The organism is Mesobacillus subterraneus (assembly GCF_023715485.1).
Taxonomy (GTDB): Bacteria; Bacillota; Bacilli; order Bacillales; family Cytobacillaceae; genus Mesobacillus; species Mesobacillus subterraneus_B.
On the sequence record NZ_JAMBOF010000055.1, the window covers coordinates 1 to 344 of the forward strand.

Genomic DNA, 344 nt, shown 5'->3' on the forward strand with positions numbered 1-344 from the left:
TTTATGGAGCCAGCCGCCTAAGGTGGGACAGATGATTGGGGTGAAGTCGTAACAAGGTAGCCGTATCGGAAGGTGCGGCTGGATCACCTCCTTTCTAAGGATATTGCCTATTGGCAATCGGAATGCGAACCTTTGGGTTCGTAAACGAATTCTCGCGAATTCGTACAGTTGACCGCTTGTTTGTTTAGTTTTGAGGGAGTAATTCCTCAAGACTTTTTTGTTCCTTGAAAACTAGATAATCGTAAGTAAGAAGAACCAAGAAAAACCGAGTGATCGCCATTTTAGTTTTTCTCTCTATTTAATAGAGAATCAACCACGACAATTTATTGTCAAACGGTTAAGTT

1 rRNA gene is annotated in these 344 nt (G+C 41.6%); it reads left to right on the plus strand.

Annotation, left to right across the window (positions count from 1 at the left end):
• Positions 1–94, plus strand: a 16S ribosomal RNA gene (locus tag M3204_RS23540); the annotation flags it as partial.
• Between the last annotated feature and the right edge of the window lie 250 nt (positions 95–344).